26 protein-coding genes and 2 pseudogenes are annotated in these 25,722 nt (G+C 60.7%); 12 read left to right on the forward strand and 16 right to left on the reverse strand.

The genetic code is table 11. The annotated features are described in order from the left end of the window. Nucleotides 1–5 precede the first annotated feature (5 nt). From H7847_RS06730 to H7847_RS06755, 6 genes are all read right to left on the reverse strand, one after another. Nucleotides 6–776: an SDR family NAD(P)-dependent oxidoreductase gene (locus tag H7847_RS06730; protein WP_227268626.1), complete on the reverse strand. Its 771-nt coding sequence runs from the start codon at nt 774–776 to the stop codon at nt 6–8. A gap of 73 nt (nt 777–849) precedes the next feature. After that, nucleotides 850–2,934 (reverse strand): alpha-galactosidase, encoded by a 2,085-nt coding sequence (locus H7847_RS06735; RefSeq protein ID WP_227268627.1) that lies wholly within the window; start codon nt 2,932–2,934, stop codon nt 850–852. Next, on the reverse strand, nt 2,931–3,779 hold the full coding sequence (locus H7847_RS06740; RefSeq protein WP_227268628.1) for a carbohydrate ABC transporter permease: 849 nt from the start codon (nt 3,777–3,779) through the stop codon (nt 2,931–2,933). The genes H7847_RS06735 and H7847_RS06740 overlap by 4 nt, the downstream gene beginning before the upstream one ends. 1 nt (nt 3,780) lies before the next feature. Next, nucleotides 3,781–4,149 carry an MmcQ/YjbR family DNA-binding protein gene (locus H7847_RS06745; protein WP_227268629.1) on the reverse strand — a complete coding sequence of 123 codons (369 nt, stop codon included), beginning with the start codon at nt 4,147–4,149 and terminating at the stop codon, nt 3,781–3,783. Then, complete coding sequence (locus H7847_RS06750; protein WP_227268630.1) at nt 4,146–5,072, reverse strand: carbohydrate ABC transporter permease; 927 nt, start codon at nt 5,070–5,072, stop codon at nt 4,146–4,148. The genes H7847_RS06745 and H7847_RS06750 overlap by 4 nt, the downstream gene beginning before the upstream one ends. Before the next feature lie 136 nt (nt 5,073–5,208). Then, the gene (locus tag H7847_RS06755; RefSeq protein WP_227268631.1) at nt 5,209–6,468 is read right to left on the reverse strand and encodes an ABC transporter substrate-binding protein; all 1,260 of its coding nucleotides are present in this window, start codon (nt 6,466–6,468) and stop codon (nt 5,209–5,211) included. Nucleotides 6,469–6,703: 235 nt separating this feature from the next. Between H7847_RS06755 and H7847_RS06760 the strand changes: the two genes are divergently transcribed. Both H7847_RS06760 and H7847_RS06765 read left to right on the forward strand, forming a co-directional pair. Then, the gene (locus H7847_RS06760; protein WP_227268714.1) at nt 6,704–7,495 is read left to right on the forward strand and encodes an IclR family transcriptional regulator; all 792 of its coding nucleotides are present in this window, start codon (nt 6,704–6,706) and stop codon (nt 7,493–7,495) included. A gap of 3 nt (nt 7,496–7,498) precedes the next feature. Continuing rightward, complete coding sequence (locus H7847_RS06765) at nt 7,499–8,557, forward strand: ABC transporter ATP-binding protein (RefSeq protein ID WP_227268632.1); 1,059 nt, start codon at nt 7,499–7,501, stop codon at nt 8,555–8,557. Nucleotides 8,558–9,101: 544 nt separating this feature from the next. Here H7847_RS06765 and H7847_RS06770 read toward each other — a convergent pair. Further along, complete coding sequence (locus H7847_RS06770) at nt 9,102–10,280, reverse strand: IS110 family RNA-guided transposase (RefSeq protein WP_227268633.1); 1,179 nt, start codon at nt 10,278–10,280, stop codon at nt 9,102–9,104. A 357-nt stretch (nt 10,281–10,637) separates the two neighbouring features. Here H7847_RS06770 and H7847_RS06775 point away from each other — a divergent pair, with 357 nt between their 5' ends. Beyond that, nucleotides 10,638–10,781, forward strand: coding sequence for a hypothetical protein (locus tag H7847_RS06775; RefSeq protein ID WP_227268634.1), 144 nt, complete (start codon nt 10,638–10,640; stop codon nt 10,779–10,781). Between the two features lie 131 nt (nt 10,782–10,912). On the opposite strand, the pseudogene H7847_RS06780 reads toward H7847_RS06775, so the two are convergent. Together H7847_RS06780 and znuC are read right to left on the reverse strand one after the other, a co-directional pair. Continuing rightward, nucleotides 10,913–11,092: pseudogene (locus H7847_RS06780) on the reverse strand (hypothetical protein); the annotation flags it as partial. Nucleotides 11,093–11,164: 72 nt separating this feature from the next. Continuing rightward, nucleotides 11,165–11,500, reverse strand: a pseudogene (znuC, locus tag H7847_RS06785) (zinc ABC transporter ATP-binding protein ZnuC); the annotation flags it as partial. Nucleotides 11,501–11,923: 423 nt separating this feature from the next. Here znuC and H7847_RS06795 point away from each other — a divergent pair. After that, nucleotides 11,924–12,100, forward strand: coding sequence for a hypothetical protein (locus H7847_RS06795; protein ID WP_227268636.1), 177 nt, complete (start codon nt 11,924–11,926; stop codon nt 12,098–12,100). A 70-nt stretch (nt 12,101–12,170) separates the two neighbouring features. Next, entirely contained in the window at nt 12,171–12,380 is a 210-nt protein-coding gene (locus tag H7847_RS06800; protein WP_406675972.1) for a metal ABC transporter solute-binding protein, Zn/Mn family, read from the forward strand. A 253-nt stretch (nt 12,381–12,633) separates the two neighbouring features. Here H7847_RS06800 and H7847_RS06805 read toward each other — a convergent pair whose 3' ends face one another. Both H7847_RS06805 and H7847_RS06810 read right to left on the reverse strand, forming a co-directional pair. After that, nucleotides 12,634–14,664, reverse strand: a complete 2,031-nt coding sequence (locus H7847_RS06805; protein WP_227268637.1) for a PhoX family protein — start codon at nt 14,662–14,664, stop codon at nt 12,634–12,636. 120 nt (nt 14,665–14,784) lie between these two features. Then, entirely contained in the window at nt 14,785–15,996 is a 1,212-nt protein-coding gene (locus H7847_RS06810; RefSeq protein WP_227268638.1) for an FAD-binding domain-containing protein, read from the reverse strand. A gap of 151 nt (nt 15,997–16,147) precedes the next feature. Between H7847_RS06810 and H7847_RS06815 the strand changes: the two genes are divergently transcribed. The 6 genes from H7847_RS06815 (at nt 16,148) to H7847_RS06840 (ending at nt 19,889) form a co-directional block, all read left to right on the forward strand. Then, nucleotides 16,148–16,774 carry an ATP-dependent Clp protease proteolytic subunit gene (locus H7847_RS06815; RefSeq protein WP_227268639.1) on the forward strand — a complete coding sequence of 209 codons (627 nt, stop codon included), beginning with the start codon at nt 16,148–16,150 and terminating at the stop codon, nt 16,772–16,774. Between the two features lie 140 nt (nt 16,775–16,914). Further along, on the forward strand, nt 16,915–18,180 hold the full coding sequence (clpX, locus tag H7847_RS06820) for an ATP-dependent Clp protease ATP-binding subunit ClpX (protein WP_227268640.1): 1,266 nt from the start codon (nt 16,915–16,917) through the stop codon (nt 18,178–18,180). Between the two features lie 277 nt (nt 18,181–18,457). After that, nucleotides 18,458–18,607, forward strand: coding sequence for a RidA family protein (locus tag H7847_RS26970; protein WP_319799753.1), 150 nt, complete (start codon nt 18,458–18,460; stop codon nt 18,605–18,607). A gap of 81 nt (nt 18,608–18,688) precedes the next feature. Beyond that, the gene (locus H7847_RS06830; RefSeq protein WP_227268641.1) at nt 18,689–19,072 is read left to right on the forward strand and encodes an NADH:ubiquinone oxidoreductase subunit NDUFA12; all 384 of its coding nucleotides are present in this window, start codon (nt 18,689–18,691) and stop codon (nt 19,070–19,072) included. Between the two features lie 5 nt (nt 19,073–19,077). Next, nucleotides 19,078–19,527, forward strand: coding sequence for an outer membrane lipid asymmetry maintenance protein MlaD (gene mlaD / locus H7847_RS06835; protein ID WP_227268642.1), 450 nt, complete (start codon nt 19,078–19,080; stop codon nt 19,525–19,527). After that, complete coding sequence (locus H7847_RS06840) at nt 19,524–19,889, forward strand: DUF2155 domain-containing protein (RefSeq protein ID WP_227268643.1); 366 nt, start codon at nt 19,524–19,526, stop codon at nt 19,887–19,889. Before mlaD ends, H7847_RS06840 begins: the two co-directional genes overlap by 4 nt. Here H7847_RS06840 and aat read toward each other — a convergent pair. The 3 genes from aat to accB are packed head-to-tail and all read right to left on the reverse strand — an operon-like array spanning nt 19,853 to nt 22,347. After that, nucleotides 19,853–20,485: a leucyl/phenylalanyl-tRNA--protein transferase gene (gene aat / locus H7847_RS06845; RefSeq protein WP_227268644.1), complete on the reverse strand. Its 633-nt coding sequence runs from the start codon at nt 20,483–20,485 to the stop codon at nt 19,853–19,855. The two genes, H7847_RS06840 and aat, sit on opposite strands and share 37 nt — an antisense overlap. 12 nt (nt 20,486–20,497) lie before the next feature. After that, complete coding sequence (accC, locus tag H7847_RS06850) at nt 20,498–21,850, reverse strand: acetyl-CoA carboxylase biotin carboxylase subunit (protein WP_227268645.1); 1,353 nt, start codon at nt 21,848–21,850, stop codon at nt 20,498–20,500. An 11-nt stretch (nt 21,851–21,861) separates the two neighbouring features. Beyond that, nucleotides 21,862–22,347, reverse strand: a complete 486-nt coding sequence (gene accB / locus H7847_RS06855; RefSeq protein ID WP_227268646.1) for an acetyl-CoA carboxylase biotin carboxyl carrier protein — start codon at nt 22,345–22,347, stop codon at nt 21,862–21,864. Nucleotides 22,348–22,494: 147 nt separating this feature from the next. Here accB and H7847_RS06860 point away from each other — a divergent pair, with 147 nt between their 5' ends. Continuing rightward, entirely contained in the window at nt 22,495–24,009 is a 1,515-nt protein-coding gene (locus H7847_RS06860; RefSeq protein WP_227268647.1) for a class I adenylate-forming enzyme family protein, read from the forward strand. Nucleotides 24,010–24,256: 247 nt separating this feature from the next. Here H7847_RS06860 and H7847_RS06865 read toward each other — a convergent pair whose 3' ends face one another. Beyond that, nucleotides 24,257–24,679: a GNAT family N-acetyltransferase gene (locus tag H7847_RS06865; protein ID WP_227268648.1), complete on the reverse strand. Its 423-nt coding sequence runs from the start codon at nt 24,677–24,679 to the stop codon at nt 24,257–24,259. Between the two features lie 236 nt (nt 24,680–24,915). Next, the gene (locus H7847_RS06870) at nt 24,916–25,671 is read right to left on the reverse strand and encodes an ABC transporter ATP-binding protein (protein ID WP_227268649.1); all 756 of its coding nucleotides are present in this window, start codon (nt 25,669–25,671) and stop codon (nt 24,916–24,918) included. Nucleotides 25,672–25,722 lie beyond the last annotated feature (51 nt).

Raw genomic sequence — 25,722 nt, forward strand, 5'->3', positions numbered from 1 at the left:
CGCGGTCATCCTGTCGTCACGACACCGCCGTCAACCACCAGGCACTGCCCGGTCATCATGCGGCTGGTCTTGGAGGCCAGAAACAGGACCGCATCAACAATGTCCTGTGGTTCCAGGTGCGTTTTGAGGCATTGCCGTTCAAGATGGGCCGCCAAATCTTCCGGCGTGGCCCATTGATCGAGCTGCTTTTGTGTCAGCACCCACCCCGGTGCCAATGCGTTGACGCGGATGCCATCCGGGCCCAATTCGCGCGCAAGGCTGCGGGTCATGGCGGTGATGCCGCCGTTGGCAGCCGTATAGGCAGGGTAACCTGCGTTGCCCATCATGTAGCTGATCGAGCTGAAATTGATGATCGATCCCGTGCCGCGTTGGATCATGGCGGGGGCCACGGCCTGGGCCGCGAAGAAATAGGCCTTGAGGTTGATTTCCAGCAGCGCATCCCACTCTTCTGGCGTGGTTTCCAGCCAATTGTGCCGCGTGTCATTGGCAGCGTTGGACACCAGGGTGTCGATGGGCCCGTGGGCCGCTTCGGCGACGGCGATGGTTGCGCGCAGCTTGTCGGTGTCGGTGATGTCACCTTGTAGAAACAGCGGCGCACGACCGTGCTTTTCCGCCATTTCATCGACAAATGCACGGGCGTCAGAGCGGCCTATGAAGGCCACGTTTGCCCCCTGGGCGAGAAACCCGTCCGTGAGGTCCGCGCCGATGCCTGAGCCGCCGCCGGTGATGTAAATCGAGGCGTCCCTGAGATCGTGGAAGGTTGCGGTCGGGGTCATGATAAACTCTCCAAAAGAGGGGTCGATGCGCGCGTCCCTGACGCCGGCGACTTGAGATATGGTGCCGCGGGTCTCACAGCTTGCGTCCTTCGAGAACCCACATGGACTGCGGGAAGCTCCATGGCAGGGTGATGCCGTTGTGCATGAGGGCGGCACCGGTCAGCGTTACGGGGCCGTCTTTCAGCGCCAGCTTGCCGCGCGAGAGCTGCGTGGCCGAGGCGCGATTGCGCAGGCTGATCTCGTAGCGCGCGTCATGCTCCAGCCGGGTCAGGCGCAGGGGACGCGGGGCGATCTGCGAAGAGGTATCCGCGCGCCCGGCGAACAGGACAAAACGGCTGCCGTCGCGGGATTGTTGTTGCTCGGCAATCAGCGAGGGATCTGAGGCGTCCAGCCTTAGGATGTCTGCGGTTTCCATCCAGTCGCGGTTCTGCTTCCACCAGGTGGTAATCTCGCCCAGCACATCCGCTTCGTGCGCAGTCAATTCGCGTGGGTCCATCTCGAACCCCATGTGGCGCTGTGCGGCGACCCAGCCGCGGAATTCGATGTCGAGGACGCGGCCCGAGGTGTGGCAGCTGCGCGGGCCCACATGGCTGCCGGTGACGGCGGCGGGCAGAAAGAGCGAGGCGTTGTGCTGCATCTTCAACCGCTCCAGCGCATCATTGCTATCGGAGAGCCAGACCCGCTGCGTGCGCCGCAGGATGCCGAAGTCAATGCGTCCGCCACCGCTGGCACAGCTTTCGATCTCCACATGGGGGAAATCAGCGCGCAGCCGGTCGATCAGCGCGTATGACCCACGGGTCTGATCTGCGTCGGGAAGGGGCAAAACGCGGTTATGGTCCCATTTGATGTAGTCGATCGGATAGGCTGACAGCAGGGCTGAGATGCGGTCATAGAGGAACGCGCGCACCTCTGGCAGAGCCATGTTCAGTGCCTTTTGCTGGCGCCCGAGGATCTGGTCCTCCGCCCCCAGGGCCCAGTCGGGATGGGCGCGGTGGATGTTGGAGTTGGGGTTGATCATCTCCGGTTCGAACCAGATGCCGAAACTCATATCCTGCGCATGCACATAGTCGATGAGCGGGCCGAGCCCGTCGGGGTACTTGCGCGGGTCCACCTCCCAGTCGCTCAAGCTCGAGGTGTCGTCATCGCGCTGTCCGAACCAGCCGTCGTCCAGCACGAAACGCTCCGCGCCAAGGGCGGCGGCGCGCGTGGCGATGTCCTTGAGCACCGGCAGGTCATGGGCGAAGTACACCGCCTCCCAGCAGTTGTAGTGCACCGGGCGGGGGCGACCTCTGTCCGTCCAGGTGACGATCCGGTCGCGCAGGTGACGCTGGAACGAAACCGCGCATCCATTGAGCCCGTCAGACGAATAGACCGCATAGAGTGGGGCGGTGCGGAATTCGGTGGCGGGGGCCGTTTCCATCCGCGCGGCGTGGCCGAACTGGATCTGGCGGCGGCCATCGGGCAGTTCTTCGGCGATCATCCGGTGCCCGCCGGACCAGCCGTAGTGAAAGGCGAAGGCCTCGCCGGTGGTGTTGGTGGCGCGCAGGCAGGGGATGATGAGGCCGGGGAAGTGTTCGTGCCCGGTGCGGCCCGTGCGGTTCTCGCGGTAGCGGATGCCGGGCGACCAGGCGGTGCGGTTCATCTGAAACTCGCCGCACCAACGGCCCGCAAAATCAATCATGTCCTCGGCATGCTGGGGGGCGGGCAGCACCGGGGCTGCGAGCCAGTGCAGATGCAGCGGGCGATCTGCGGTCAGCGCTGCTGTCATGGCGATGACATGGGTTTCGGGATCAAGCTCGAAAGCGGCCACATAGGTCAGCCGGTTGGCCTCATCCTTGCAGGTGACGGTCAGGCCCAGGTCGGTCTGGTTTACGTGATCGAGGTGGAATTTCGGCAAAAGCGGCGTGCCGTCCTGATCGCGCACGATGAGCCCGGGCTGTCCTGGAAAGCTGCGCGAGGCTTCGGGGCAGAGCGAGAGATCGGGGTTCTGATCCAGCATGCCGCCGGTGACATCGAGGGTACTGACCTGTGTGAGCGCGGTCAGGTCCTCGTTCATTGGCAGGGGTGCGCCCCAATAGATCACCTGTGGACAGAGCCCACCCGTGGAGGCGAGCGCCAGGGTCTGGCGCGCGTCATCAAGCCGCCAGCACTCTGTCACTTTACGGCCCCCAGCGTGAGACCGGCGATAAAGTGCTTCTGCATCAGGAAGAACATCAGCACGGGTGGCAGGGCGGCCACGATGGAGCCCGCGCTCATCAGATGGTAGGCCGCGCGGAACTGCGCATTAAAGGACGTAATGCCGGCGGTGACCGGCTGGCTTTCCGGGCCTTGGGTCAGGACCACGGCCCAGAAATAATCGTTCCAGATGAAGGTGAAGATCAGCACCGAGAGCGCCGCAATCGCAGGCTTCATCAGCGGGATCACCACGTACCAGAATATCTTCCACTCCGCGATGCCTTCGACGCGGGCCGCCTCCACCAGCTCATAGGGCAGCGCGCGGATGAAGTTGCGCATGAAGAGCGTGCAGAACCCGGTCTGAAAGGCGATGTGAAAGAGCACCAGGCCGGTTTTGGTGTTGTAGAGCCCCATGTCGAGCGTGAGGTCACGCACCGGCACCATCAGGATCTGGAAGGGGACGAAATTGCCCGCCACGAACATGAAGAAGATCCATATGTTGGATTTGAACTTGTAGATTCCCAGCGCAAAGCCGGCAAGGCAGGACAGGGTCACCGCCCCGATGACCGTGGGTACGGTGATCAGCACCGAATTGAGCATGTAGCGCGGCATGTCGGAGTTGAAGAACACCTGCCCGTAATTGGCGAACATCTCGAAGGAGGATGGCACGCCCCAGTAATTGCCCTGGGTGAAATCTTCGGCTGGTTTGATCGAGAAGATGGCCACGGCGATGAGGGGCAAGAGCCACATTATGAGCGCCAGCGGCAGCAGCGACTGGTAGGTGAGCTGCCAGGAGCGGGAGGTCTTTTCAATGGGTGTGGGGAACATGTCAGATTTCCTCCGGCAGGGGGGGCAATGCGGCCTGCGCCTTCTTGGTCAGGCCTGCGCGGATCGTGGCATATGAGACAGCGACCCGGTGCGCCGCCTCCTCTGCCTCCAGCGCAGGCAGGTCGAGCCGGACCCATGCGCCGCGGAAGTAGGCGGGCTTTCCCGCCGCCCCTGTCTCGATCAGCATGCGCGCCATTTCGGTGTCGGCGCAGCGCACGACCGCATGATCGTCGTTCGTCGCGCGCGTGTCCGTATGACCAAAGCAGGCGAACATCTTGCCGCCGATCTTCCACGCGTCCAGCTCGCCGGGCCCTGAGAGGACGGCGCCGGGGTGCGCGGCACAGAGGCTGTCGAATTCCGAACGGGTCATCGGCCCTTCTCCTCTTTCCACATGGACCACAGGAAGTAGGCGATGAAGACCAGCATGATAAGGAACAGCACCACGGCGATGGCGGCCCCATATCCCATGCGGAAGCCGAACTCGGCCAACGCCTTTTCGAACATGTAAAACGACAGCACGCGCGTTTGCCCGAAGGGTCCGCCATTGGTCATGATCGAGATAAGGTCAAAGGAGCGCAGCGCGCCGATGATCGTGACCACGAAGGCGATGAAAGTGGCCGGTTTGAGCTGCGGGATGATGATGTACCACAGCATCTTCCAGCCCTTGGCCCCGTCGAGACGCCCCGCTTCGATCTGCTCGGGGTCGACGGCGTTGAGACCGGTCAGGTAGAGGATCATGCAATAGGCCGTTTGCGGCCAGAGACCGGCGGCGATAATGCCGTAGGTGGCCCATGTGGGATCGCCCAGCACGTTTACGGGCCCCAGGCCCACAAGGCCCAATATGCCGTTCAGCAGGCCCTCGTTGGGCAGGTAGAACCATGAAAATACGAGGCCAACCACCACCTGAGAGAGGACAAAGGGAAAGAAAAACAATGATTTGTAGATGCGGATGCCGGTCACGGTCTGGTTGAGGAAAAGCGCGATGAAAAGCCCGCCGGGAATCGCCAGCAGATAAAACAGCAGCCATTTGAGGTTGTTCCAGAGCGATACCTCAAAGGCGCGATCGTCCATCAGTTCGACATAGTTGTCAAAGCCGATGAAGCGCGCCTCGCCCAGCCCGTCCCAGGCGTAAAAGGAGATCGCAATCGACTGGTAGATCGGCCAGATCACATAGAAGACAAAGAACAGGATCGCCGGGGCCAGAAAGAGCCAGGGTGTGACGGCGATCTCATTTCGCTTGTACCAGCCGCGGTCCTTGCGGCTTGATGTGACGGTGGGATCAACTGTTGACATCGACGCATCTCCTCAGTCGTGCGGGGGCCGCAGGCTACGATCTTGCGGCGCACGCGGCAGCCTGCATCCGTGTAGGCTGGCGACTGGGCCGGTAGGAGAGGGGCCGGGCGCCAACCACGCCCGACCCCCGCAGTGCTTAGTTGGCGTAGACGCGCTCGGCGACCTTATCGAGACGGTTCAGGATGTCGTCGAGGTTGTCGGGAAACACCATGAATTCCTGCAGACCCTGCATGGCTTCGGCGGCCATCTCTGCAGGGAAGTCGCGGTCAAAGAACTGCGCCACGCCACCGGGGCTGTTGGAGGAGAGCATTTCGAAACCCTCGTTGAGGAACTTGTCGTCATCCACCGAGGCGCTCGCATTGACCGGCAGCTGGCCAAGGTTGGCCCCGTTGTTGATCTCGGTCTGCACGTCTGCAGAAACCACATAGCGCAGGAATTCGCGCGCAGCTTCCTTGTTCTTGGCCCCCGAGGGGATGTGGAACGTATCCGTGGGCGCGTCTTCGGCCAATTCAACATCCGGGTTGATGGCCGGGAACTGGTAGAAATCGAGTTGATCGTCAGTCAGCCCTGCTTCGCGCAGCGGCGCCACGGCGAAGTTGCCCATCAGGTAGGCCGCAGCCTCGCCGTTAACCATGAAGGGCAGCGCTTCCTGCCAGCTGTAGTTCTGGTGGTTCTCGAGGAAGGCCCCCATGTCAATGAGTTCGCGCCAGTTGGCAAAGGTTGCCCGCACACGATCATCGGTCCATTTCACCTCGCCCGCGGCCAGCGCCATGTGGAAGTCAAACCCATTGGTGCGCATGTTGAGGTAGTCGAACCAGCCGCCAGCCGTCCACAGGAATTTGGACCCGATGGTGTAGCACGCCCGGCCCGAATCGATGATCGCCTGGCAATTGGATTTCATCTCCTCAAAACTCGCAGGCTCGCTCAGGCCCAGCTCTTCGTAGATGTCCTTGCGGTAGTAGATACCCCATTGGTAGTAGGTGTAGGGCACGCCCCACTGCTTGCCGTCGATGGTCATGGCCCCCTTGGTGGAGGCTAGGTTCTCGGCAATCTCAGGCTCTGCCCAGAGGTCGGAGATATCTTCGAAAAGACCCGCAGAGACATAAGGCGTCATGCGGTTCGCCGCGTACCATGTGGCCACATCCGGTGCATCCGCGGTCAGGAAGTTGCGGATTTGGGTCTTGTAGGCCTCGCGGTCGATCACGGTGGTCTCGATGTTCAGATCGGGGTGCAACGCACCGAAATCCGAGATCATTTTTTCCATTGTCGCGCGCGGTGCGGGGTTCGAAGTGTCGAGGAAAATCTTCAGATCGCCCGACAGCTCCGCCTGTGCAGCACCTGCAAGCATGGTTGATCCGGCCAATGCCATAAGCATTGATTTGGTGGTGAAACGCATGGTGTCCTCCCTAAGGTACGTTCGTTTCTTTCTGCACTGTATCCGGTTTCATTATGTGGAACCCGGTTTTATATATTGAAAACTACAGCGCAATCTGCCTAGACTGTCAACAGTGTTCTTCGCGGGTTGGTTGAAGTGCACGGGGCGTCGCAGGCGCAAAACGGGGTCGTCCGGGGAGGAACAAGAGACACGTTTGGCAGTATATGCGACCGAGATTTGGGAGGATCGGAACACAATGTCCGGCGATGGGACGGTAGGCAAGGCACTGGATGTGCTGGATCAGGTGGCAGCCTTCGGGCGGCCTGTCCGGTTTGGTGCCTTGCTGGCGCAAAGCCACTTCCCCAAGGCAACGCTCTACCGGTTTTTGCAGACGCTGACCTCCCAAGGCATGCTGACTTATGATCCCGAGACGCAAACCTACTCCCTGGGCGTGCGGCTGGTGCGACTCGCACATGCGGCCTGGGCGCAAAGCTCACTGGCCCCCATTGCGCGCCCGCATCTGGACCGGCTGAGCAACGATATCGAGCATACCGTGCACCTGGCGCAGCTCGACAACGCGCAGGTGCTTTACGTGGACAAGCGCAACGCCGCACAGCCGCTGGAGATGTTCAGCGATGCAGGCAAGGTGGGGCCCGCCTATTGCACCGGTGTGGGCAAGGCGATGCTGGCGTTCCTGCCGCCGGGCGAGCTTGACCGGGTCATCGGGCAACAGTCGTTTCACCGTTTCACTCCCATGACATACACATGTCGGGCAACGCTGCTGGCGGAGCTTTCGGAGATTCGTGAACGCGGCTACGCCTTTGACCGTGAAGAGCATGAGCCCGGCATCATCTGCGTCGCGCAACCGATCCTGACGGACCGGGGGCGGGTGATGGGCGCGCTGTCGGTCACCGGCTCGACACAGACGCTCGATCTTGGGGCGTTGGAGGCTTTGGCCCCGCGCCTGGGCAAGACAGCCCGCGCCATCGCCACGGAGGCGCAGGCATGGCGGTTTCCGGATACAGATTTTCAGAGAACAGGGACGTAAGACATGACAGGTGTGACGCTCAACCAGGCCATCAAACGCTACGGTGAAACGCAGGTGATCCATGGTGTCGATCTTCAAGTCGACGACGGCGAGTTCTGTGTCTTTGTGGGCCCGTCGGGCTGCGGCAAGTCCACGCTTTTGCGGATGATCGCGGGGCTGGAAGAGACCAGCGAAGGCAAGATCAACATCGGCGCACGGGATGTCACGCATATGGACCCCTCAGAGCGGGGCGTTGCGATGGTGTTCCAGACCTATGCGCTTTATCCGCATATGACGGTCAAGGAGAACATGGGATTTGGCCTGAAAATGAACGGGCACCCCAAGGCAGATATCGACGCCAAGGTGAAAGCGGCCTCCGATGTGCTTAAGCTGGATGACTACCTGCACCGCAAACCTGCCGCCTTGTCGGGCGGCCAGCGTCAGCGGGTGGCCATCGGGCGGGCGATTGTACGCGGCCCGGAGGTATTTCTCTTTGATGAGCCGCTCTCCAACCTCGATGCGGAGCTGCGGGTGGAGATGCGCGTGGAGATTGCCCGTCTGCACAAGGAAATCGGGGCCACGATGATCTATGTGACCCACGATCAGGTCGAGGCGATGACGCTGGCCGACAAGATCGTGGTGCTGCGGGCCGGACATATCGAACAGGTCGGGGCCCCGCTGGAGCTTTACCGCAACCCGGACAACCGCTTTGTGGCTGGTTTCATCGGATCGCCCGCGATGAACTTTCTGGACGGTGTCGTCACTGAAGGTGGCATTGATGTGCCCGGCCTTGGGCGCACCATCGCGGTGGAAGCCGCTCTGCCCGCGCAGGGCACGCCTGTCACATTGGGCGTGCGCCCCGAGCATCTCGAGGTCCAGATGGGGCAGGGCGCGTTACAGGCAGAACTGTCTGAGGCTTTGGGCGGCGTTTCTTATCTGCATCTTGACACGCCGACAGGCGAGCGCCTCATCGTCGAAGAACGCGGCGATGATCGGGCAGCAGCAGGCGATACGGTTGACGTCACTTTCGAGGCCAGACGCGCAATGGTCTTTGATCGGGAAAGTGGATCGCGCATCAGGTAAGGCCGACCCGGAAGGCTTGATCCGAGAGGCCCGCCCTTTTTGCTCGAGGTTGCGGTGAGGTCAAATATGTTCGAAATGTGTAATCTTTGGGGCATAAATATGACCTATCCTGGCAGTATGATTGACTTCTAGGGGTGTCGCGCTGTTGGCTTCGACGTGGCGGATTTAACAGTCTCTAGCTGAGGTGTTTTTGATGTGGGCTGACAGCAAGTAGTCTGTTTACTGGGTCAAAGCATAACTCTCTCCTTCCCGCGCTTCAAGAACTGGGATTTGATCAACCCGGAGTGCAACAGTCTCTCCGGGGTCACGCCATTATGTCGCTGTCCCGGATCAGTCCGGGTGTGCGCTGATATTTCCTGGCTGTGCCTCAATTTGGGGAATTCGATAACGAAGGGGGCAGCTCCAACAACCGTAGCCCAAGATCCCGATGCGTGATGTGAGCATGCATCTGTCTTAGCGTTAAAACCGGAGTCTGCGATCCCTTCGCCTCCCGGGAAGATCGTCACCAGCGCTTTTTCGCGCCAGATAGTGAACATGTGATCCATCAGGCAGTGGCTTCCCTTCTTTGCTGGGCCTTTTGCATCAGTGCCCGATGTCCGGAAACGGTGTCCGCCTTGGCCTGGAAGAAGGTGCCATCGCGCCAAATGCTGAAGAGGACGATCGCCAGCTTGCGTGCGACGGCCACCTTGGCCTTATTGAAGCCGACCCGCTTGGAGAGTTTGATCCCCCAATCCTTGAGGCTGCTCCAGCTCTTGGTGCCAGACAACATGACTGTCGCCGCCTGCACGAGATGCGTACGGGTCATGCGATTGCCCATGCGGGATATGGACCCGGAGGTCAGGCTTTCGCCGGATTGATAGATGCGGGGCGTCAGGCCGAGATAGGCAGCAACATCATCGGCCCGCCGGAAGCGGGTCGGGTCTTCAATGGCCGTGTAGAAGGAGAGCGCCACGATCGCGCCAACGCCGGGCATGTCCATCATCCGCTGACAGGTGGGGTTTTCAGCCGCGATTTTCTCAAGTTCCTGCTCGATGCGCTTGGCTTCGTCATAGAGCGTCTCTCCGAGCCGTAGCATGGGCACGATTTGCGGTCGCAGATCGATGTTCTCGGCACTCCGGATCTGGAAGACCTGTTCCATCACACGTTCGGAGAAGGTGACAGATGTCTTGCTGCCTGGCTCGACCCGGCCGCCATGGACTTTCAGCAGACCGCGGATGACCATCTCGTTCTGCAACCGCTGCTGGACCAGACGCGAGCGCAGGATCAACTGCGCCCGGATTGCGAAGCAGGCGCTGCTCTTCACATAGACTTCGGAGATATAGTTGCGGCCGGAGCGAACGATCTCGGCGATGCCACGTGCGTCATTGGGGTCGGTCTTGTTCCGCTTGATCGACAGAATGCGATGGACCTTCAGGGCATCCAGCATGGCCACTTGAAAGCCTTGGCGCCGCAGTCCTTTCGTGAGCCAGACGCTGATGCTGCCGGTTTCGATACCGATGCGGGTGATGTGCGATTTGTAATTCTTCCGAAGATAGCGGCCGATTTCGGTCGGATCGCTCTTCGTCGTATTCTCGGAAATGACCTCACCGTCGCCGTCGACGACGCAGATGGCCGTGCTCTTAAGACCGACGTCCAGGCCAACGAAGAATTTGACCGATCCTGGCTCTTCTTCGGCTTTTGCCAGTGCTGCAAGTATTTCTGGGTTTTTGACTTTCTTTGCCATTTGGTGCCTCCTGTCTCGGGGTCCGGCTCGTCATTGAACCGTGTTGGGAAAGACTATTGGCTGTCGGCCGGAAGCGAAAACACCTCAGCTAACCCACACCCGGTTTTCACCCTCATCTTGGAGCAAGCGTCAAATGACCTCTTGGCATGTCGCAGCAAATCTCACGGCGTGCACCTCTTTTCGTCTGCAACCAGACGGGCCTGCGGTGTCATCTGTGCTGCCCAAAGAGCAATCTGCGCGGTCCGTAGGTTTATGTGTCTTGCCCGGATTCGCCGGGTTAAATGTTGGGTTCTGCGGCTGCTCAGGTATCTGGCACGATGCAGGAGGAACGGTGCAAGCGGCTTATCAAAGTTTGACATGACACCGCCATCAGGTTTTGGGCACCGCTTGGGTGCGATCCAGATGCTGACCGATCTTGACCCGATTGGTGATTTCGGAGCGCCTGACACCTTGCGCTTTGGCGGATACCGCTTCACCCGGATCACTCAGACTTCGAATTAGCGGTTTACAGGAGTGCCCGCGTTATGCGCGACAAGCTGTCGGTTCGGCCGCAATCCAGATCTTGAAACGCAGTGATCCAAGATGTTTTGTGTGATCTTCGAGAAAGTGTGGATATATCAACTAGAAGGAGATTATTTTGAAAAAATATCTCCAAATAGCTGTTTTTGTAGAATCCATACAACGCCCCTGAGTGCCTGCATGGCTTGCGTTGCGGAGAATATAACCGCTGCGACAACAACAATCTTTGGGCCGGTGGTGGTGTCGAGGCCGAAGGACAGCAGCAGACCGCCCAAGGCAGCTGCCGCACCGACAAGAGCGGCACCCCAGCGCCAGGGCCACGCCCAGCCCGACGAGCGTCGCGCGCGTCATGAAATCGTCCAGCATCAGGTCGTCCCTTCGTGAGACGGGTCGCAGTCGGGGCCGTGACTGTGGCTGTGCTCGTGCCGGTAGAGCGTCAGCGCCCCTTTGGTGCCGGTGCCAAAGAGCGCGCGCTATTCCGGTGCGCTCACCACGATTTCAGGTGTGCCCTCGCAACAGATATGCCCGTTGACGGATAGCAGTCGGTCTGACGCGGCGATGACCACATGCAGATCATGGTTCACCATCAAGATCGCGCAGCCCGTGTTTTGGCGCACCGCATCAACCTGGCGGTAGAAACTGGCCGCACCGGGGTGATCAGGCCCCTGTGTCGCCGCGTCCAGAATCAGCACCTCTGGATTTTCCGGGAGGGTCTCGGCCACGGCATTGCACAGCCGGCAGATCAGAAAGGCCGGCGCGTGTTTCTTACCGTTATGGGTGCAGGAGATGTAGGCGTTAAGGGCTTCTATTTTGTGGGCAAATCCGGCCTTTACCAGGAAATCCAGGGCGCGGTAGGCGACGGGGGAGTGTGGGCTCAAGTCATCCTTGGCTCAGGTGCCTGAGCAGATCACAGGCCCCCAGCGCGCGATGCTGCTGCAGGAGGATCTCCAGCGCGCCACCTGACCGGGGTGAACTTCAGGCCGGTGGCGGCACAATGCGCCTCTGCATGGCGAAGGGTGCTCTCGACGCAGGCGCTATGGTCAGGACAGGTTTTCTCATCGTCTCTATTGATGTGTTATAACGTGACTAGTGATAAGCCATATTCAGAAGAGCAAGGTGATGTGATGCGACGTATCTTATATCTCGGTTTGATTTGTTTTGCAGCGACAGCACGGGCGGATGCGCCGCAGGTCGCAACGGATATCGCGCCGGTGCATGGATTGGTCAGTCAGGTCATGCAGGGGGTTCGGGGCGCCGATCTGGTGATCCCGCCGGGGGTGTCTCACCCCATGGCTACGTGATGCGGTCGTCCGAGGCGCCTGCCCTGGCGCAGGCGGGAATGCGCAGGCGGCGATCGAAGAGTCGCGCGCCGTGAAGGTTGAGATCGTCGCGCAACTGGCCCCGCTGCCGGGACACCCTTTCATCGTCTTTCACGATTCCCATCACTATTTCGAGGCGCGTTTCGGGCTCGAGGCGGTTGCGGCGGTGACCTTTGAGGATACAGGCACCGTCAGTGCCGCGCGGCTGGCGCGCGTGCGCGATATGGTGACTGACACGGGGGGCGGCCTGCGCACTGGCTGAACCCCGCACCAGTGCCGGTCTGATTGCCGTTGTTGCGGAAGGGGCGCAGCTGACCATCGAACCTGTCGATGCCATCGGTGTCGATCTGCCTGCGGGGCCGGACTATTCCCCGTGGCTGTTGCGCCAGATCAGCGGCAGTCTGGTGCGCTGTATGAAATAGCCCCGAAAAAGAATAAGGCCCCGCGGGGGGGTGCGGGGCCATTTTGCTGCTGAAAAGTGATTTTTAGAATATCGTCACGCTCGTCAGAGCGCTTTAGACTGCGATTTTGCCACCCCCCTGTTTTGTCACCACAACGACCGAGGGCCTTGGCGGCATGGCAGGGTCAAAGTCCGGCCAGCGTGTGGCAGGATCTTCGAAGGTAGAAGCGCGCTCGAACCCTTCGAAGTCGGTGGTGCCGTCGGTGCCGGGGTGCTGCACCGCGAGGAACAGGGTCTCGCCGCTGTCATGGAAGTAGGGGCCACAAAGTTCTCCGCCGACCGGACAGCGGAAGAACAGCTTGGAATGGCCACGCAGATCGCCTTCGGTCTCCAGCGCATAGAGCCCGTCGGATTTGCCGGTCTTGCCCCAGCTCGACCCCTGATCGGTCGAGATCCACAGACGGCCGTCGGCATCGATCGCGCAGTTGTCGGGCGAGCCGAACCAGCCGCTTTCGGAGGTCTCGGGGTTCCACTGGGCGCCCACTTCTTCGATGCTCGGATCACCGCATTTCACCAGGATCGACCAGGTGCCGGTGGTGGACGCATGATCGCCGCCGTCTTCCTTGATCTCGATGATGTGACCAAAGGCGCTTTCGGGGCGGGGGTTGGCGGCGTTGACCTGATTGGCTTGACGGCGCGTGTTGTTGGTCAGCATCAGATATGCTGTCCCGTTCGGGCCGGGCTGCGCATCTTCCGGGCGGTCCATCGGGGTCGCCCCGAGCAGGTCTGCCGCGATGCGGGTGTCGATCAGCACATCTGCCTGGCTGTCAAAGCCGTTCTCCGCGTTGAGCGGCCCGTTGCCATGCACCAGAGGCAGCCACTCGACCGAGCCATCCGCGTCAAAGCGCGCGACATAGAGCGTGCCTTCGGACAGCAGCGGGCTGCCGAAGACGGCTGTCTCATCCGTGACCTTGGCGTCCGAGACATATTTGTACTGATAGTCGAACCGGTTGTCATCGCCCGAATAGATGACCAGATGCCCGCTTTTGGAGACGGTGGTCTCGGCACCCTCATGCCGGAACCGACCCAATGCGGTGTGTTTGATCGGTGTCGCATCGGGATTGCGCGGATCGACCTCGACCACCCAGCCAAAGCGGTTGGGCTCATTGGGCTCCTTGTCGATGTTGAACCGGTCGTGGTACCGGCCCCAGGCATACCATCGGCCCGGGACACCATAGCGTGTCATCTGCGCGGCCTCGGCCTGGGCGGAGACATCGGGTTCGCCCTCGGCATCCACCACATCTGTCCAGAAGTAGCCGTGGAAATTTTCTTCGGCCATCAGGTAGGTGCCCCAAGGCGTCATGCCGCCGGCGCAGTTGTTGATGGTACCGATCACCGTCATGCCAGTGGGGTCGGCACTGGTTTTCATCCGGTCATGGCCTGCAGCCGCGCCGGAAAAGGTCATCTCGGTGTCCAGTGGCGTGATCCTTCGGTTATACGGGCTGTCGCGGACCAGCGCCCATTTACCCTCCGCATCCTGGGCAATCTCCACGACGGTGCCGCCATGCGCGGCCATTTCGATCTCGACCAGCTCTTTGGTCATGCCGTTAAAGCCGTCCAGATCCTGACGTCCAAGGCCGGGGAACATGACCTCTTCGTTGGTATACTCGTGGTTGACGCAAAGCAGCCCGCGCGTGCCGTCCTCGTTCAGCGCGGTAAAGCCCACATAATCGTTGTTGTAGCCAAACTGCTTGCTTTGCGCCGCGGCGGTCTGGTTCATCACGTCGAATTCCGGCGCATCGGCTGTGATCGGATCACCCCAGCGCAGCAGAACATCCGCGTTGTAGCCGTCCGCGATGTGGTGCTCTTCGTCGTTGCCCCAGGCCAGTTCATTGAAATTATAGCGGCCGGCGGTGCCAACTGCGGCAGCCTGCTTGGGCGCGATCATCGCCGAGGTGCCAAAAAGAGCCGTGGTGGCCGTGACGCCCAGCATACCCTTGAGCATATCGCGGCGTCCGTAACGCGCGTTTATCACGTCGCCAATGGTGCGCGACAAGTTCGGGTTTGTCGGAATGTCGTCAAATGCTTCGAAAGCTTCTGCTTTATTGCCAATTGTGGGGTCATTGAGGATGTCGTCGCGGTCCATGTCTATCTCCTGATCAGGCTGCCGGGTCAGAGCGAATCTCTGACTAAGGTGTGCCCTTCGCAGATGCCCGATCGATGTAACGGCTGGATGACGTCCGCTTCAGCAGGATGTCGCAGGCCGTCACGCCGCGTGAGGCAGGCTCAGTTCGGAGAGAAAACTCGGGATTTTCTTTTTGAAAGCAAAGAAACCGCGGGTTGCATGTGGCCATGTCATCTGGTCGTAAGGCCGCATGATCTGGTGCAGTCTGATGTCGGTGGTGTTGCGTTGCAGGTCAGAAAAGACAGCCGCCACCGGCCCGGTCGGGGCGTGGCAGGTCACAATCTGTTCCACACCTTTTTTAGTGGCCCAGGCCATCACATCCTCTGCGGTGGTGACAGATGTGACCTGTGGGAACCGGTCGGCATATCGGGCGAGCACATCATCCTGTGCGGCCGCGCGAAAGCGGTGGACCTGTGGGGCCATTTGCAAGGGGCCGATGTCGGTCTGGGGGCGCAAAACAGCGCAGGCCTGCGGTGAGAGACCTTCCAGGGCGAAAGACGGGCTCAGGTCTTCTTCGTGCAGCAGAAAGCCTATGCGGGCGGTGGGGTCTGCCGTCTCGGGCACCGGCAGGGCGCCGGGGTCCGGCACGGGCAGGCCGGGCACGGGGAGCGCTTCGCTTGCCAATTGCCATTTGGGATGAAACCGGTCTTTGGTGAACTTGGCAATATTGCTGGCGCGCGCCAGATAGGTTTTGCCCGGCGTCTGTATTCCGGCCACCCACCGCCATCCCAGCGTGTTTGAGGCCGGATCGCCGTCCAGCAGGTGGCGTAAAAAGAAATCCGCCCCCAGCTCCCACGGCAATTTCAGGGTGAAAATCCAGATCGAGGCAAACCACATCCGGGCGTGGTTGTGCAGATAGCCGGTGGCAACAAGCTCCTGCGCCCAGGCGTCAAAGCAATCGATGCCGGTGGCCCCGTGACAGGCCTGCTCCCAGCGGCTGCGCAGGCCACTTTGTGTTTGCACGTCATTCCAGGCCTGCGAGAGCGCAGTCCGGTACTGGGTCCAGACCCCCGGGCGCAAGGCCAGCCAGCCCTTCCAGTAGGTGCGCCAGAAAACCTCCTGCACGAATTTCTCGGTCGACCGGGGGGAATGACGGGCCAGTACGGCTTGCAACACCTCCGCCTCGGTCAACAGCCGGCAGCGCAGGTAGGGCGACAGGCCGGAGACATGCACATGACCACCCGCCCCAAGGTCGAAATTCCGCTTTGCGGCATAGTCGCGCCCCGCGTGCGGGACAAAAGCGGCAAGGCGTTCCAGCGCGGCCGTGCGGGTGGGGATAAAACCATCTGTCATGGCGGCCCAGATAGGCGGCGGCGTGCGCGGATCAATGCCCGAACCCAAAGTTATGCGCCCCCCCTTGCAGCCCCCCCGGACCAATACTAAGCTTCTGTCAACGGTTGGTGGGTATGGTCCTGCCAGCGAGGCAAATGACAGGCATCCCAAAATGAACGATCCGATCGAAACATACATGAATCTTGTTCCCATGGTGGTGGAGCAAACCAGCAGGGGGGAACGCGCGTACGACATTTTTTCGCGGCTGCTGAAAGAGCGGATTATCTTTCTCAACGGCCCCGTGCATGACGGGATGTCCTCGCTCATCGTGGCGCAGCTGTTACACCTTGAGGCGGAAAACCCTTCCAAAGAAATTTCCATGTATATCAATAGCCCGGGTGGTGTTGTGACCAGCGGTCTGTCGATCTACGACACCATGCAATACATCAAGCCGAAGGTGTCCACGCTGGTGATCGGGCAGGCCGCTTCCATGGGCTCGCTGCTGCTGACGGCGGGCGAGGCCGGGATGCGGTTTTCGCTGCCCAACAGCCGCGTGATGGTGCACCAGCCCTCCGGCGGCTATCAGGGGCAGGCCACGGATATCATGATCCATGCCGCAGAGACTCAGAAGCTGAAAGACCGGTTGAACGAGATCTACGTGAAACACACCGGCCAGACCCTGAAGAAAGTGGAGGCGGCGCTGGAACGCGACAACTTCATGTCGCCCGATGAGGCCAAGGATTTTGGCCTGATCGACGAGATTGTTGAAAACCGCAGCAAGAGCGAGGACGATGATTAACCACGTGTCAATTGCGCACAGTGAGTTTACCATTTAGCGATTGTGGAGCGGCGGGCGCTGCAATAAGCTGTTAGAAATTGGGGCACATCCCGGATCGCCGGGATGCATCACGCGATACGAGAGACCGGAAAGGCTTGATAATGGCAACGAACTCAAGCGGCGACAGCAAGAACACGCTCTATTGTAGCTTCTGCGGGAAAAGCCAGCATGAAGTGCGCAAGTTGATTGCAGGCCCGACCGTGTTCATCTGCGACGAATGCGTCGAGCTGTGCATGGATATCATTCGTGAAGAGACAAAGGCCTCCGGTCTCAAAGCGACCGACGGCGTGCCGACACCGAAAGACATCTGCTCGGTGCTTGATGACTATGTGATCGGGCAGGCGATGGCCAAACGGGTCTTGTCGGTGGCGGTCCACAACCACTACAAACGGCTCAATCATGCCCAAAAGGGCGGGGAGATTGAGCTGGCAAAATCCAACATTCTGCTGATCGGTCCGACCGGCTGTGGCAAGACATTGCTGGCCCAGACGCTGGCACGCATTCTTGATGTGCCGTTTACCATGGCGGATGCGACCACGCTGACAGAGGCGGGCTATGTCGGCGAAGACGTGGAAAACATCATCCTCAAACTGCTGCAAGCCTCTGAATACAACGTCGAACGCGCGCAACGCGGCATCGTCTACATTGATGAGGTCGACAAGATCACCCGCAAATCGGAAAACCCCTCGATCACCCGTGACGTGTCGGGCGAAGGCGTGCAGCAGGCGCTGCTGAAGCTGATGGAGGGCACGGTGGCCTCCGTACCGCCACAGGGCGGGCGCAAGCATCCGCAGCAGGAATTCCTCCAGGTTGATACCACAAACATCCTGTTTATCTGCGGTGGCGCCTTTGCCGGGCTCGACAAGATCATCGCGGCGCGGGGCAAGGGTTCTGCGATGGGGTTCGGTGCCGATGTGCGCGACAACGACGAACGGGGCGTGGGCGAGATTTTCACCGACCTTGAGCCCGAAGACCTGCTGAAATTCGGTCTGATCCCGGAATTTGTCGGTCGCCTGCCGGTGCTGGCCACCCTCGAAGACCTGGACGAAGACGCGCTTGTGACCATCCTCACCCAGCCCAAGAATGCGCTGGTCAAGCAGTACCAACGCCTCTTTGAGCTGGAGAACACGCAACTGACCTTTACCGATGATGCGCTGTCAGCAATCGCCAAACGCGCCATTGAGCGTAAAACAGGTGCGCGCGGATTGCGGTCCATTTTGGAAGATATTCTGCTCAATACCATGTTCGACCTGCCGGGTCTGGAAAGCGTGACGGAGGTGGTGGTCAACGAGGAGGCGGCTCTGTCCGATGCTGCTCCTCTCATGATCCACGCGGATGCGGAAAAAGAACCTGCCAGCGCTGGTTAGAGATAGTGGTTTGATTGCAAAATAAAAAGCAGGCCGTTGCGCCTGCTTTTTTCTGTTGGGCCGGATCAAAGTTGTGTCAGAGGAGCTGTCGCTGCCAATCAAGCGCATTTCATCCCATGGCCCTTTTGAGACCGATGCTGGCTGGTACCGCGCGGTTATTGCCGATGGGCGGGTTCATGCCTCCGGCACCGTGTGGCAGGGTGAGACGGTTGCAGCGCAATGCACCGCTGCCCCGCGCGCCCCATCGAGACAGTGTTGACAAAGCCTGGATGCGGGTGTGCCGCAGGTCGCGGATTTTGAAGCCTGCAAACCGCCCTTGCGCCGGGCTTTCGTGGACCGTCCGACCACGGCCACGATGATCGAATGCGGCTTGATCGACCCGCGGTACCGCATCAAGATCGAAGGGGCCGCCCTTCTGCCGGAATAAGCGCGGCAAAGCGCGCATCTATCTGGACGTTTCGACAGCAATCGGCCATATGTCATACATGAGTGCGACTGGAGAAAACCCATGGGCCTACTGACCTCAATCTTGCGCGCCGTCACCTGGTGGAACGGGCAAACGCTCAACACACAGCTTTGGACCTGGCGCAATGGCATCAAGGTCGGCGAAGACAGCCAGGGCAATGTCTTTTACGAGACCAAGGACAAATCCCGCCGCTGGGTGATTTTCAACGGGGAGGCAGAAGCCAGCCGGGTTGATCCTGACTGGCATGGCTGGCTGCACCATACTTGGGACGCCCCACCAACCGACGCACCGTTGACGCATAAACCCTGGCAAAAGCCGCATCAGGAAAACCTGACCGGCACGGCACTCGCCTATGCGCCCAAGGGCTCCATCCGGCGCGCCGAGCCGGAACCGCGTCGCGATTATGAGGCCTGGACGCCGGAGTAGTAGATATGTCTGAACACACGACTGAAGTCTTGGTGGGTGCCGGAGTGCTGGCGGCGGCAATTGCCTTTGTTGTTTATGCGGGGCAGGTGTCCGGCTTTTCCGGCGGCGGGTCTGCCACCTATCCGCTGGAGGCGAGCTTCCGCAGCCTCGAAGGGGTCAGTGTCGGGACGGATGTGCGCCTCGCAGGCGTCAAGGTCGGCTCTGTGGCGGATGTGACGCTGAACGCAGAAACCTACCGCGCGGACACCACCGTTGCCCTCAACACCGGCATCGAAATTCCCGATGACAGCGCAATCATTATCTCCTCCGAAGGCCTGCTGGGCGGTAACTTTGTTGAGATTGTTCCCGGTGGATCGCCGTTTTTCTTTGAGCCAGGCGACCGGATCGAAGACACCCAAGGGGCCGTCAGCCTTGTCTCTCTGCTGCTGAAATTCGTGAGCGGGTCGTCTGAATGATCCTACGCGCCTTTCTGGTGGCACTGGCGCTTTGGGCCCCGCTGCAAGTCACCGCCCAACAGGCGGTGACCGAAGCGACCGGGGCACAGCTGCGCGGCATCGACCGGATCAGCGGTGAGGTTTTTGAGGTTATTCTGCCCTCCGGCCAGACGGCAAATCTGGAGCGGATCACGATTAAGCTGAACGCCTGCCGCTATCCTGTGGGCAACCCGGCGGGAGACGCGTTTGCGGCACTGGAGATTGCCGACAGACAGTCCGGCGCGCAGCTGTTTTCGGGATGGATGATTGCCTCTTCGCCAGCGCTTTCGGCCATGGATCACCCCCGCTACGACATCTGGGTCATGCGGTGCACCACCTCCTGAGGGGTGCGCAGCGGCGGGTTCGAAAAACTGGCAGGACGGCTGCGCGCGATCCGCAGTTCTTTGTGATAGGCCGCGCGGCTGATCTCAATCGCCCCAAGAGAAGCCAGATGATCGGTCAGAAACTGGGTATCAAACAGAATGAACCCCCCGTCGAGCAACCGGTCCACCAGACAGGCCAGCGCGATCTTGGAGGCGTTGCTGCGCCGTGAAAACATGCTCTCCCCAAAAAATGCAGCCCCAAGAGTGACGCCGTAGACGCCGCCGACCATCGTCTCGTGGTCCCAGACCTCAAGTGAATGCGCCTGGTCACGGTCGTGTAAAGCAATGTAAAGATTGCGTATTTCTGTATTGATCCAGGTGTCTGCACGATCTGCACAGCCGTCCACCACGCCGGGGAAATCGTGATCGACCCGGATGTGAAATCCGGTTTGTCGCATCGTTCTGCGCAGCGAACGCGACAGGTGAAACCCGCGCAGGGGTATGACGCCGCGCCGCTGAGGGTCGACCCAGAAGACCTCCGGGTCGTCGCGATGCTCGGCCATGGGGAAAATGCCATTGGCATAGCCCTGCATCAGCAGATCGGGCGTCAGACGCATCGCCCGGCACCGCTATCCGCCGCCAAGATTGTCTTCCAGCCAGTGCTCCAGCCAGTGAATGTTGTAGGCCCCCGACAGGACGTCGTCTTCCTCCAACAGAGCATGAAACAGCGGTACCGTGGTATCGACGCCGTCGACGATCAACTCGCCCAAGGCCCGGTGCAGCCGCGCCAGCGCTTCGGGCCTGTCGCGGCCATGCACGATCAGCTTGCCGATCAGGCTGTCGTAATAGGGCGGGATCGAATAGCCGTCGTAGAGCGCGGAATCCATGCGAACTCCCAAGCCACCGGGCGCATGGTATTGCGTGATCCGGCCCGGGCAGGGTGAGAAATTCGGCAGCTTTTCCGCATTGATCCGAACTTCGATGGCATGTCCGGTGATCGACAGGTCTTCTTGCTGAAACGACATCTCCATCCCGGCGGCGACGCGGATCTGTTCCCGCACCAGATCCACACCAAAGATGGCCTCGGTCACGGGGTGCTCCACCTGCAGGCGGGTGTTCATCTCGATGAAGTAGAACTCGCCGTTTTCATAGAGAAATTCGATCGTACCCGCGCCGATATAGTTGATCCGCGCCACCGCCTCTGCGCAGGTTTTGCCGATGGCGGCCCGCTCCTCGGCGGAAATGGTGGGGCCGGGGGCCTCTTCAAAAACCTTCTGGTGGCGCCGTTGCAGCGAACAGTCCCGTTCCCCCAGGTGCACGGCGCGCCCCTTGCCGTCGCCAAACACCTGAATTTCGATGTGGCGCGGAGTGGTGAGGTATTTTTCGATATAGACTTCGTCATTGCCGAAGTTGGATTTGCCCTCTGCCCGCGCGGTCAGAAAGGCCTTCTCCATCTCGTCGGCGGTTTTTGCCACCTTCATGCCGCGGCCCCCGCCGCCCGCGGTTGCCTTGATGATGACCGGATAGCCGATCTCTGCGCCGATCTTCTGCGCCTCTTCAAGGTTGGCCACCCCTCCTTCGGATCCCGGCACACAAGGTACGCCAAGCTTTTTCATCGTATCCTTGGCGGTGATCTTGTCACCCATGATGCGGATGTGTTCCGCTGTGGGGCCGATGAAGGTAAGGTCGTGGTCTTCGACGATCTGAACGAAGCCCGCGTTTTCCGACAGAAATCCATAGCCGGGGTGGATGGCTTCCGCGCCGGTGATCTCGCAGGCCGAGATGATGGCCGGAAACGACAGGTAGCTTTGTGTGCTGGAGGGCGGTCCTATGCAGACGCTTTCATCGGCCATGCGCACATGCATCGCGTCGCTGTCGGCGGTCGAATGCACCGCGACCGTGGCGATGCCCATCTCACGTGCGGCCCGGACCACGCGCAAGGCAATCTCGCCCCGGTTGGCAATCAGGATCTTGTTGAACATACCTGACGCTCCTATTCGAGGATGACGAGGGGAGTGCCGAATTCAACCGCTGCACCGTCTTCGACGACGATGCGCTTGATGGTGCCTGCGCGCGGGGCGGGGATGTGGTTCATGGTTTTCATCGCTTCCACGATCAGCAATGTATCGCCTTCGGCAACTGATGCACCGACCGTGATGAACGCCGCCGCACCGGGCTCGGGTTGCATGTAAACGGTCCCCACCATGGGGGAGGTGACGGCGCCGGGCAGATCTGCTGGGTCTTCTGCGGGCTGTTCGGTGTTTTGGCTCGGGGCTGCGGTGGGGCTGGCTGCCGGTGCCGGGGGGGCTGCGACTTGCGTGACGACCTGTTGGGGCTGGTGACGGCTGACACGCACATTCAGTCTGTCGTCGGCGCCGTAGTCGCGTTTGACCTGCAATTCGGTCAGGTCGTTTTCACGCAGCAATTCAGCCAGGGCCTTTATAAAGGCCACGTCGGCGTCATGGTTCTTCTTTGTCATGTATGTCCTCAGCCATTCGGGGAAGGCCTTGTTCTGGTCGGCCCTTATTCCTGCGCGCCTGTTATAGGCCAAGGGTGACGCTATGGAAACCCGCCTATTGCATCGTGCCGCCTGCCAATTACACTCGACGAAAGAACAGGGGAAGCTATGAATCTTGCACATTGGTTGGCGCGGCAGGCCCGCATCGGGCCTGCCCGTGAGGCGCTGTTTCTGGGGCGGAACTGTGTTGCCGATTACGGGACGTTCTGGGCGGATGCCCGTGCCGTGGCGGGATGGCTTGTGGCACAGGGGGTTGCGCCGGGGGACAGGGTTGCGATCTTCATGCAGAACAGCCCCGATTACCTGACCGCCTTTTACGGGATCTGGGCGGCGGGGGCGGCGGTGGTGCCGATCAATGCCAAGCTGCACGGGCGCGAGGCGGCTTTCATCCTGCGCGACAGCGGGTCGGATCATGTCTTTGCCTCGACCGCGCTGGCAGAGGCGTTGAGGGAGGCGGGTGCTTCGGGCCGGATCACGGTCGCGCCGGGGCCGGACTTTGAAGAGATCCGCCAGCATCCGCCGGTGCCGGATATCGTGGCCCGTGCGCCCGGGGATATGGCATGGCTGTTCTACACCTCCGGCACGACGGGCAAGCCCAAGGGCGTGGTGATCACCCACCGGATGCTGACGGCCATGAGCCTGTGTTACATGGCGGATGTGGACCCGGTGAGTGAGGCGGACAGCACCCTTTACGCAGCGCCCATGAGCCACGCGGCAGGCATCTACAACATGGTACACGTGCGGGCCGGCGCCAAACACGTCTGCCCGCCCTCGGGCGGGTTTGATCCGGCTGAAATCTTCGATCTGGCGGCGCATTTCGGCAGCATGCAGCTTTTTGCGGCCCCCACGATGGTCAAGCGCATGACGCAGGTGGCCCAGGCCAAAGGTCAGACGGGGCAGGGGCTGCGCACCGTGGTCTACGCCGGGGGGCCGATGTATAATGCCGATATCATTGAGGCGGTCGATCATTTCGGCCCGATCTTTCTGCAAATCTACGGTCAGGGCGAGTGTCCCATGGGGATCACCGCGCTGACACGTGCGGATGTCGCGGATCGCCACCACCCGGATTGGCGCGCCCGGTTGCAGTCGGTCGGGCGGGCCCAATCCGCCGTCGAGGTTGCCATCGGGGACGCGGATGGCACCGTGCTGCCGCTGGGCGCCCAAGGCGAGATCATGGTGCGCGGGGATACGGTGATGCCGGGGTACTGGCAAAACCCGCAGGCCACCGCCAAGACACTGGTCAGCGGTTGGTTGATGACCGGTGATATGGGTCAGATCGATGCCGCCGGCTACGTGACGCTGCAGGATCGGTCCAAGGACATGATCATCACCGGCGGCTCCAACGTCTATCCGCGCGAGGTCGAAGAAGTGTTGCTGCTGGATCCTGCGATATCAGAGGCCTCCGTGGTCGGGCGTCCACATCCTGAATGGGGGGAGGAGGTCGTGGCCTTTGTCGTGGGGACTCTGGATGCCGCGCGCCTTGACCGCTTGTGCCTTGAGCATATCGCCCGGTTCAAGCGCCCCAAGGAGTACATCGCCCTCGATGCCCTGCCGAAAAACAACTACGGCAAGGTGCTCAAAACCGAGTTGCGATCTGTACTTGACCGCAAGCCCGAAAGGTGACCGATCACCAGACCGGCTTGCCGTGACACCGCGGGCTAACGACTTGCTCCAAGGCGATCCGAGGTCAGCACCGCGCCTGCGCCAAGAGCCGTTTTTGCCGTGATAACCGATCATGGGGGCGGTCCATCACTTGCTGTTTCGATGCGGGCTGTACCAACCTTCACAAATGCGGCCTCAAGGCCCGCATTCCGCGATCCGTCGTAACTGAGCCTTCTGGCGCGGCATAATGTGAGGCCTGCCTCGGCCTTCACACCGAGACATCGAAGCGTTTGCAAATCAAACCTTCCGGTGTCCGATAGGTCCGAAAGCCCATCGCCTCATAGTACGCGAGCGCTTCCGGGTTGGTGGCCGCAATGGATGCGTCGATGTAAGACAGACCGGCTTCACCCGCAGCCTTTCGCGTGATTGCGAAGAGCGCGCGGCCCACGCCACGCCTGGCAGCGGCGGGATGAATGTGTGTGCCGATGATGCCCCATCCAGGTTTGACACCCCATTTGTTGCCGACCCCCGCCCGCTTGAGGGATTGAAATCCCAGTATCACGCCATCAGCCTCCGCCACGGAGCAGCGCACTTTGTCCGGGTCTTCAATGTAATGTGCCCGCACGAAGGCTTCATCATCGGGGCTCGTCCGCTTTCCCGAAGCAGTCAGCTGCCGAAGAAACGCGCTCATCTGTTCAACGTCTTGGATGGCACCGTCCCTGATTATCATCGCAGGTCTTTCAAAATTGTCGCCATAATCATCTAACGGGACTGTCTTAGATCTCAAGGACGGCCGTTGGGGGGCCGAAGCTGCCATCTCTGCACCGTATAGCATCCGGCAAGTTCGGACTTCTTGGCAAAGGCAGATCGCTGGATCCGGCCCCGTGCCATTTGGTCCAGACACCGGCGCCTGATGCTCCTCTGCGGTCAGATGGCCAGATACTCCTCGCGCAGATCCTTGTTTTCCAGCACTTCCGCCGCAGTGCCGTCAAAGACGATACCGCCGGTGTCGAGGATCACGGCGCGGTCCGCCAGTTGCAGGGCGCGCACGGCATTCTGCTCGACAAGGATTGTCGTGATGCCCTGTTCCTTGATGATCCGTAGCGTCTTTTCGATCTCGTCCACGATCACAGGGGCCAGGCCCTCATAGGGTTCGTCCAGCAACAGCACCTTGATATCCCGGCACAGCGCGCGCGCGATGGCCAGCATTTGCTGCTCGCCGCCTGAGAGGGTCACGCCCTCCTGCGCGCGCCGCTCGCGCAGGCGCGGGAAGAGGTCATAGACCCGGTCCAGGGACCAGCCCAGTGGCGGGGCGATCTGTGCCAGTTTGAGGTTTTCCTCGACCGTCAGACCGGCGATGATCCGGCGGTCCTCGGGCACGAGGCCGAGGCCGACCTGGCTTGCCTCATAGCTTTTCATCGTGTGCAACGGCTGGTGGTCGAGCCAGATTTCCCCCCGACGCACCTCGGGATCGCCCAGACGCGCAATCGCCCGCAGGGTCGAGGTCTTGCCCGCCCCGTTGCGCCCCAGCAGGGCGAGGATTTCACCCTCGTGCACGTTAAAGCTGATGCCCTGCACAATGTAGCTTTCGCCGTAATAGGCATGCATGTCCCAGACCGACAGAAAGGCCGGGGCCGTAGCCGCCATATTGGCATTTTTGGAAAAATCGGGTTTGACGTTCATGTCTTTGATCCTTTTTGCTTTCTCAACCCGTCGCGGCAGCACAAATGCCGG

Source organism: Roseobacter weihaiensis, from assembly GCF_020622345.1.
Taxonomy (GTDB): domain Bacteria; phylum Pseudomonadota; class Alphaproteobacteria; order Rhodobacterales; family Rhodobacteraceae; genus Roseobacter; species Roseobacter weihaiensis.